Raw genomic sequence first — 7,909 nt, 5'->3', positions numbered from 1 at the left:
ACAGTCCGGCCGCGACGTCGCCGGCTCGGATCGGCTCGTGCGCCATCACGAAGCGCCGCACGAGGTAGCCGGCGGTCTGCATGTCGGGGTCGAGGTGCTCGACGAGCCGCTTCACCCGCGCCTTGCTCGCGCGGTACAGCACCGCGACGCCCTGCTCGATCTCGAGCGCGTAGGCGTCGCGGGCCGCATCGGACTCCGGAGAATCAGGCACGGTCATCCGCGTTCTTGACGACCGGTACCGGTCGCGTCGCGGCGGTCGGCACGATGGCCTCGCCGCCGGCCACGTTCAGCACCAGCTCGGCCTCGGTCTCGGCGAGCTGCTGCACGCCGGTCTTGGTGCCGAGCTCCGCGTTCGGCAGGAAGATGATGCAGATCAGGGTGATGAGCGCGAGCGGCGCGGCGATGAGGAAGATCTCGCCGATCGCCTGGCCGTAGGCGCTCTCGACGAGCACCCGCACCGGCGTCGACAGCTCATTCACGTCGGGAATCGTACCGGAGGCCAGCGCCTTCAGCTCGCTCGCCGGGGCGCTGATCGTGGCAATGCCCTTGGTGACGTGGCTCGCGACCTGCGACGCGAGCACCGCGCCGAGGATCGAGACGCCGAGTGTGCCGCCGAGGCTGCGGAAGAAGGCCACGGCCGAACTCGCCGCACCGATCTGGCGCACGTCGACCGAGTTCTGCACGACGAGCACGAGGTTCTGCATCACCATGCCGAGTCCGAGCCCCATCAGCGCGAGGCAGATCGAGACGAGCGTGATGTCGGTGTCGTAGCGGATCGTCGCCATCAGGCCGAGGCCGACGGTGAGCAGCGAGGCGCCGACGACCATCCAGCGCTTCCATTTGCCGCTGCGGCTGATCAGAGTGCCGATGAGGGTGGATGCCACGAGCGAACCGATCACCTGCGGCAGGCTGAGCAGCCCCGACTGGGTCGGATTGGCTCCGCGGCTCAGCTGCCAGTACTGGCTGAGGAACACCGACGAGGCGAACAGTGCCACACCCACCGTGAGGCTCGCGACGACCACGAGCGTGAAGCTGCGGTTCTTGAACAGGTTCATGGGCAGGATCGGTTCTTTCACCACGATCTCGGTGATCACGGCGGCGACGAGCAGCACGGCCGCGCCGACGGCCATGACCCACGAGGTGGCGGAGTTCCACTCGAACTGGTTGCCCGCGAGCGAGACCCAGATCAGCAGCAGTGAGACGCCGCCGGCGATGAGCACGGCGCCGAGGTAGTCGATCGACACCGTGCGCTTCGCCCGCTTGGGCAGGTGCAGCGTGCGCTGGATCAGGATGAGGGCGAGCACCGCGAAGGGCACCGCGACGTAGAAGTTCCAACGCCAGCCGATGGTGTCGGTGATGACGCCGCCGAGCAGCGGGCCACCGGCGGTGCCGACCGCGAGCACGGCGCCGAGCAGGCCCACGTAGCGGCCGCGTTCACGCGGGCTGACGATGTCGGAGATGAGCACCTGCACGAGCGAGATGACGCCGCCGGCGCCGAGGCCCTGCAGCACGCGGAACACGATGAGGGTGTCTGTGCCCTGCGAGAACCCGGCGAGCGCCGAGCCCAGCACGAAGATGACGATCGCGATCTGCACGAGCAGCTTGCGGTTGAAGAGGTCGGCGAGCTTGCCCCAGATCGGCGTGCTCACCGTGGTGGCGAGCAGGGTGGAGACGACCACCCAGGTGTAGGCAGTCTGGTCGCCCTGCAGGTCGGAGATGATCTTCGGCAGCGAGGTCGACACGACCGTCGATGCGAGCACGGCGACGAAGAGCCCGGCGAGCAGGCCGGAGAGGGCCTCGAGCACCTGGCGGTGCGTCATGGCCGGTGGAGCGGTTGTTTCTGACACGGTTCTTTCCCATTCACGACGATGGCCCCCACGCGAGCGGGTGCTCGACGGTGAGGGCCAGAATCAGTTGATCTAAATCAACTATACGACTTAGTTGCGCAAAGTCAACCAGTTCGTGTGGGAATAGCGCTGGTTCAGGCCGACCGCCACCACTCGTCGGCCGGGGTGACCGGCAACTGGCGCTTGTGCTCGGTGGCGCGATACCGCGCGACGAGGGCGTCGGCGACCGTGTCATCCACGGTCCTGCCCTCGAGGAAGGCGTCGATGTCGGCGTACGCGATGCCGAGGTTGTTCTCGTCGGTCTGCCCGGGGTTCTCGTCGAGCAGGTCGGCCGTCGGGTGCTTCAGGTACAGGCGCTCGGGAGCACCGAGGGCCGTGAGCAGCGCGCGGCCCTGCCCCTTGGTGAGGCCGGAGAGCGGCAGGATGTCGGCTCCGCCGTCTCCGAACTTGGTGAAGAAGCCGGTGATCGCCTCGGCGGCGTGGTCGGTTCCGACCACGAGCAGGCCGTGGTCTCCGGCGATCGCGTACTGCGCCACCATGCGCATGCGGGCCTTGGTGTTGCCCTTGGTGAAGTCGCTGATCTTCGCGCCCACCGCGTCGCCGAACTCTGCGGCCACGCCGTCGACGCCGCGCTTGATGTCGAAGGTGATGACGCGGGTCGGGCGGATGAACGAGACCGCGAGCCGCGCGTCCTCCTCATCGGCCTGCACCGCGTAGGGCAGCCGGACCGCCACGAACTCGGCGGTGACCCCCTCACCGGCGAGGCGTTCGACCGCGAGCTGGCAGAGCCGGCCGGCGAGCGACGAATCCTGGCCGCCGCTGATGCCGAGCACGAGGCCCTTGGCGCCGGTCGAGCGCAGATAGTCGCAGAGGAAGCCGACACGGCGGTCGATCTCCGCCTCCACGTCGATCTGGGGCAGAACGTTGAGGTCGCTGATGATCCGGGCTTGTTCTTCGCGCATGCCCTAACGCTACGGCACAGCCGCTACGGCACTACCCCTACGGAGCGGGCCCTACGGAGCGGGGGTCGGAGTGGGCGTCGCGGTCGAGCTCTCGTTGAAGTTGGTGTTCTCGGCCTGGATGACGAACGCGGAGAACGCCTTGGCGTCGTTGAGGGCCCCCGTGTACTTGAGGCCGTTGACGATCACGGTGGGGGTGCCGGCGATCTTGTCCACGTTGCTGTCGACGATCGGCCCGTTCTGCGCGCGGGTGCGGGCGTCGGCGACCCAGTTCTTGAACTTCTGGTCGTCGATGCAGTTCGCGACGGCACGCGGGTTGGTCACACCGGCCTCTTCGGTCAACGCGATCAGCTCGGAATCGGAGAGACCGTCGGTATTCTCCTCCGGCTGGTTGGCGAAGAGGCTGTTGTGGAACCCGTAGTACTGGTCGGGCGAGCTGTCGGCGACGCACGCGGCGGCGTTCGCGGCGCGGGTGGCGTACTTCGTTCCCTGCGAGGCACGGTCGAGGATCGCCATCGGGAAGATCTCGACGTTGGCGGCGCCACTCTCGAGCCACGTGGTCAGCTGGTCGCCGTTGGCCTTCTCGAACTGGCCGCAGATCGGGCAGAAGTAGTCGACGTACATCTGGATGCGGATGACATCGTCTTCGTCGTTGCGCAGGTTCGGCACGGGCTCGGCTCCGGGCTGCAGGGCGGCGGTCGGCGTGGCGGTGAGGCCCTGGCCGATGAGGATGCCGTCGCTGAGCATGTTGCGCGGGCCGGGGCTGGCGGGCTTGATCGTCGTCACGATGGCGAATGCCACCACCGCGACGATCGCCACGGCGACGAGGATGACGCTGCCCTGCAGCACCACCTTGCTGAGACGGTCCTTCTTGCGCTGGCTGTCGCGCAGCGCCTTAGCCTTCTCGCGGGCGGCTTCCCGCCGTTCGTTTTTGCTCTGGCGATCGCTGCCAGAAATGCCGTGTGTCAAAAGAACCTCGCTGAAACCAGAAGTTAGGGGGAGAAATGTCCGTGCCGGGACAGCACAATGCCATGGACTGTGACGATCTTAGGAGCGGACTCTGGGAATCGCCCAAACGGCCGCTGTACGCGTGATAGTGCAATAATGACTGTGGCGACGTCTAGTCGCTGTCCATTCACTCGGATCGTCCGGCACGTACCTGCCGGTGAAGGAGCATTAACAGTCATGGCATCAGTCACTTTTGACAAGGCAACCCGCCTCTACCCGGGTTCCACCCGCCCCGCAGTCGACGCGCTCGACCTCTCGGTCGCAGACGGCGAATTCCTCGTCCTCGTCGGCCCCTCCGGTTGCGGAAAGTCCACCTCCCTGCGCATGCTCGCCGGCCTCGAAGAGGTCAACGACGGCAACATCCTCATCGGCGACCGCAACGTCACCGACGTTCCCCCGAAAGACCGCGACATCGCGATGGTCTTCCAGAACTACGCGCTCTACCCGCACATGAACGTCGCCGACAACATGGGCTTCGCGCTCAAGCTCAGCGGCGTTTCCAAGGCCGACCGCAACAAGCGCGTCCGTGAGGTCGCCAAGATGCTCGACCTCGAGGAATACCTCGACCGCAAGCCGAAGGCGCTCTCCGGTGGTCAGCGCCAGCGTGTCGCGATGGGCCGCGCGATCGTCCGTCGGCCGGCAGCGTGCTTGATGGACGAGCCACTGTCGATCCTGGACGCCAAGCTCCGCGTCCAGATGCGCGCCGACATCTCCAAGCTCCAGACCGCTCTCGGCGTTACGACCCTCTACGTCACCCACGACCAGGTCGAGGCGATGACGATGGGCGATCGAGTCGCCGTGCTGCGAAAAGGACTCCTCCAGCAGGTCGACAACCCGCAAACGCTGTACGACCATCCCAACAATCTCTTCGTCGCCGCATTCATCGGCTCACCCGCGATGAACCTCTTCGAAGGTCACCTTGACGAGTCCGACGATGGCCTCTGGCTCGCCGTCGGCGATCGCAAGCTCCAGCTGTCCGAATCGGTCGTCGCCGCCCACCCGGCGCTCCGTGACAAGATCGGTCAGACACTCGGGGTCGGCGTCCGGCCAGAAAATCTCCACGATCCCGCGATCCGGTCGGATCACCCTGCCGACCAGCGGCTCGTCGGCACGGTCGAACTCACCGAGGCCCTCGGTTCGGACCTGATGGTGCACTTCAGCTTTCCGGCAACGAGGGTGCTCACCGAAGATGTTCAGGAAGGCGTCGAGGGGGGTTCGCCTTCCGAGCACGGTGCCGCCGATTCGGCGCCACTCGTCGCTCGGTTCTCACCCCACAGCCAGATCAAGACTGGGGACATCGTCGACATCGCGGTCGATGTGGACGCCCTTCACTTCTTTGATCTGTCCACCCACGCTTCAATCTGGGGTTGAGGGTCAGCGGCGACGAAACAATCGATGGCGAGCGGCGGCCAGGTCGCTTTCGCCGATGCGATGTTCGACGATGAGTTCCAATTCGTCGTTGCAGTAGGAGACGAAAGGTGCGCCGAACGCGGACCTCGGCCTTGATCGTGAGCGGTGGGAGAACATGGGCTTACCCCTGAGTCTGTCTAGAGAACTCACATGCTACACCCTTTCCGCAGTTCGTCAAGCGGGTCCGCCTCGTCCCCGTTCTACAATGGGCGGGTGACTGTTCCGGTGGAAGCCGATGTGGTTTCGGTCCTGCGGTTACGCGACCGATGCGCCGACGCACTCGGTATCGACGTCGTCGAGGCCGGCGCCGGTTGGGCGGTGGTGTCGATGACCGTGCGGGGCGACATGTGCAACTGCCACGGCACGTGTCATGGCGGGATCATCTTCACGCTTGCCGACACCGCGTTCGGGTACGCGTGCAACAGCCACAACGTCAACACCGTCGCGTCTGCGGCGTCGGTCGAGTTCCTTCATCCCGTGCCCGAAGGTGCCACGATCCGGGCGCGAGCCGAGCAGAGGTGGGCGCGCTCCAAGAGCGGCGTCTACGACGTGGTCGTCGAACTCGACGACGGCACGGCGGTTGCGTTGTTTCGCGGCCGCTCGCACAGCATTGGTGGATCGGTCGTGCCGTGAGCGGCCGCCGATGGGACTCGGAGGTGGAGTTCCAGCAGTTCCTGGACGCCGAGGGAGTTGTCGAGCGGGACGACGCGATTCCTCCCGCCTACCGGACCGAGGTGTTCCGATTCATCGAACTCCACGCCAACTCGGAGCTGATGGGCGGCTTGACCGAGCGCGACTGGATCCCGCGCGCCCCCGGGCTCCGGCGCAAGATGGCGGTGCTCGCCAAGACGCAGGACGAGATCGGTCACGCCCACCTGCTGTACATGGTGGCCGCAGACATGGGTGTCAAGACCCGGTCGGAGATGATCGTCGACCTCTTCGCCGGGCGCAGCCGATTCCACAACGTGTTCCACTACCCCGCCGTCACGTGGGCCGATCAGGTCGCGATCGCCTACCTTGTCGACGCCGCGGCGTTGATCAGCCAGCAAGCCGTGTTCAAGCAATGTTCGTATGGCCCGTACAAGCGGATCCTGCGCCGGATCATCGCTGAGGAGGGCTTTCACATGCGCCACGGCGAGGAGATGCTTCTCACTTTCGCCGAAGGCACGCCTGTTCAGCACCGGATGTTCCAGGAGGCCCTCGAGCGATGGTGGTTGCCGGCGCTGCAGCTCTTCGGCCCCGATTCGAAGCCCGACGACGAACTGATCCGGTGGCGAATCAAGTCGGAGCCGAACGAGGTGCTGCGCGACCGTTGGGTGCAGAAGTATGCGCCGCTGCTCGTCAACTACGGCTTCACGATTCCCGATCCCGACCTACGCCTCGACCCGGACACCGATCGATGGGTCATCGGAGCCATCGACTGGACCCACCTGCGCGCCGCGTTGGCCAACGAGGGCCCCGATTCGGCGCGACGCATCGGCGACGCGGCGCGCCACTGGGCCGACACGGCGTGGGTGCGCGATGCCCTCGACCGGTCGACGGAGCTGGTGGCGTGATCGCGACCGCGGAGCTCAGTGACGCAGTCCATGCCGCCGTGGCCGGTGTCGATGACCCGGAAATGCCCGGCGTATCGATCGTCGAACTCGGCCTGCTCGAAACACTCCACGTCGGAGCCGACGGGCAGGTGCGGGTCGGTCTGATCCCGACCTTCAGCGGGTGTCCCGCGTTGGCCACGATCGCGGCCGATGTTCGCGCCGCGGTGAGCCGCGTCGACGGTGTCTCGGCGGTCGAAGTGGCTTTCCTGGCTACCCCGGTCTGGAGCGTCGACCGCATATCCGCTGCGGCCGAGGCGCGACTCGGGGCAGGACTCGGCATCGCCGTCGAACGAAGCGGTGCTGCACGCTGCCCGCGTTGTGGCGCGCCGACCGACGAGCGCTCGATGTTCGGTCCCACTCGTTGCCGGGCCGTGCATGGTTGCCCCTCGTGCGGCGAAGTGGTCGAGGTGATGCGCTGACATGCGGATCTACGAGGTGTTCCTGAAACGAGACGGGAAGGAGGAGTTCCGCCACGCCGGCAGCCTCGAGGCGCCGAACGAGGAACTCGCCATCGTGCTCGCCCGCGAGAACTATGCGCGGCGGGCAGAGGGCCGAACGATGTGGATCGTCGATCGAGAACACATCCTCACAGGCGACGAGACGTTCGTCGCCCCCAACGCCGATAAGCCTCAGCGTCACAACGACGGCTCACGCGTGGCTGCGCGGCGCAAGGCGGCGCGGCGTGACGCAGCGTCGTGAGCCCCTTCAACGACGCAGAGCAAGCGGTACTTCTCGCGTTCGCCGACGACGAGCACGTGATGGGGCAACGACACACCGAGTGGATCGGTGTTGCCCCGTTCCTCGAAGAAGATCTGGCCTTCGCCTCCATCGGTCAGGACGAGCTCGGCCATGCAGCCCTGCTCTACGAACTGCTGGCCGAAGGCGATGCCGACCAACTCGCGTTCTGGCGGTCGCCGTCCGAATACCGGTCGTGTTGGCTGGTCGAGATGGCGTGCACCGACTGGGCCGACGCCCTCATGCGCCATTGGCTCTACGACGAAGCCGAACTCGTCCGCTGGGTGAGCCTCGCGACTTCGTCCGCCCCCGAGCTACGTGGCATCGCCGCCCGAGCACTTGCGGAGGAGGTCTA

Annotated in this window: 10 protein-coding genes; 6 read left to right on the top strand and 4 right to left on the bottom strand. The window is 66.3% G+C overall.

The annotated features are described in order from the left end of the window. The 4 genes from ACLQ6X_RS02495 to ACLQ6X_RS02480 form a co-directional block, all read right to left on the bottom strand. On the bottom strand, positions 1–211 hold a 211-nt coding region (locus tag ACLQ6X_RS02495; RefSeq protein ID WP_411698586.1), incomplete at its 3' end, for a hypothetical protein. Continuing rightward, on the bottom strand, positions 204–1,820 hold the full coding sequence (locus ACLQ6X_RS02490) for an MDR family MFS transporter (protein WP_411698587.1): 1,617 nt from the start codon (positions 1,818–1,820) through the stop codon (positions 204–206). The genes ACLQ6X_RS02490 and ACLQ6X_RS02495, both read right to left, overlap by 8 nt. A 161-nt stretch (positions 1,821–1,981) precedes the next feature. Beyond that, positions 1,982–2,809, bottom strand: a complete 828-nt coding sequence (gene nadE / locus ACLQ6X_RS02485; RefSeq protein WP_411698585.1) for an ammonia-dependent NAD(+) synthetase — start codon at positions 2,807–2,809, stop codon at positions 1,982–1,984. A gap of 51 nt (positions 2,810–2,860) precedes the next feature. Next, positions 2,861–3,775 carry a DsbA family protein gene (locus tag ACLQ6X_RS02480; RefSeq protein WP_411698584.1) on the bottom strand — a complete coding sequence of 305 codons (915 nt, stop codon included), beginning with the start codon at positions 3,773–3,775 and terminating at the stop codon, positions 2,861–2,863. Positions 3,776–3,991: 216 nt separating this feature from the next. Between ACLQ6X_RS02480 and ACLQ6X_RS02475 the strand changes: the two genes are divergently transcribed. From ACLQ6X_RS02475 to ACLQ6X_RS02450, 6 genes are all read left to right on the top strand, one after another. Further along, a complete protein-coding gene (locus ACLQ6X_RS02475; protein ID WP_411698583.1) occupies positions 3,992–5,185 on the top strand; it encodes an ABC transporter ATP-binding protein in 1,194 nt (397 codons plus the stop codon). A gap of 252 nt (positions 5,186–5,437) precedes the next feature. After that, positions 5,438–5,857, top strand: a complete 420-nt coding sequence (gene paaI, locus ACLQ6X_RS02470; protein WP_411698582.1) for a hydroxyphenylacetyl-CoA thioesterase PaaI — start codon at positions 5,438–5,440, stop codon at positions 5,855–5,857. A 23-nt stretch (positions 5,858–5,880) separates the two neighbouring features. Further along, positions 5,881–6,780 (top strand): 1,2-phenylacetyl-CoA epoxidase subunit PaaA, encoded by a 900-nt coding sequence (gene paaA, locus ACLQ6X_RS02465; RefSeq protein ID WP_411698581.1) that lies wholly within the window; start codon positions 5,881–5,883, stop codon positions 6,778–6,780. Further along, positions 6,777–7,238, top strand: a complete 462-nt coding sequence (locus tag ACLQ6X_RS02460; RefSeq protein ID WP_411698580.1) for an iron-sulfur cluster assembly protein — start codon at positions 6,777–6,779, stop codon at positions 7,236–7,238. Before paaA ends, ACLQ6X_RS02460 begins: the two co-directional genes overlap by 4 nt. 1 nt (position 7,239) lies before the next feature. After that, positions 7,240–7,518 carry a 1,2-phenylacetyl-CoA epoxidase subunit B gene (gene paaB / locus ACLQ6X_RS02455; protein ID WP_411698579.1) on the top strand — a complete coding sequence of 93 codons (279 nt, stop codon included), beginning with the start codon at positions 7,240–7,242 and terminating at the stop codon, positions 7,516–7,518. Beyond that, positions 7,515–7,909, top strand: a 395-nt coding sequence (locus ACLQ6X_RS02450) for a Phenylacetic acid catabolic protein (protein WP_411698578.1), incomplete at its 3' end; no start/stop codon positions are given. The genes paaB and ACLQ6X_RS02450, both read left to right, overlap by 4 nt.

It is taken from the genome of Conyzicola sp. (assembly GCF_046714715.1).
GTDB lineage: Bacteria > Actinomycetota > Actinomycetes > Actinomycetales > Microbacteriaceae > Conyzicola.
This window is presented reverse-complemented; position numbering and strand designations above follow the sequence as displayed.

What these genes read in the sequence shown, in the direction of transcription:
- ACLQ6X_RS02490 (WP_411698587.1), bottom strand. Translation starts at nt 1,820, where the DNA reads ATGACGCACCGCCAGGTGCTCGAGGCCCTCTCCGGCCTGCTCGCCGGG.
- nadE (WP_411698585.1), bottom strand. Translation starts at nt 2,809, where the DNA reads ATGCGCGAAGAACAAGCCCGGATCATCAGCGACCTCAACGTTCTGCCC.
- ACLQ6X_RS02475 (WP_411698583.1), top strand. Translation starts at nt 3,992, where the DNA reads ATGGCATCAGTCACTTTTGACAAGGCAACCCGCCTCTACCCGGGTTCC.
- paaB (WP_411698579.1), top strand. Translation starts at nt 7,240, where the DNA reads ATGCGGATCTACGAGGTGTTCCTGAAACGAGACGGGAAGGAGGAGTTC.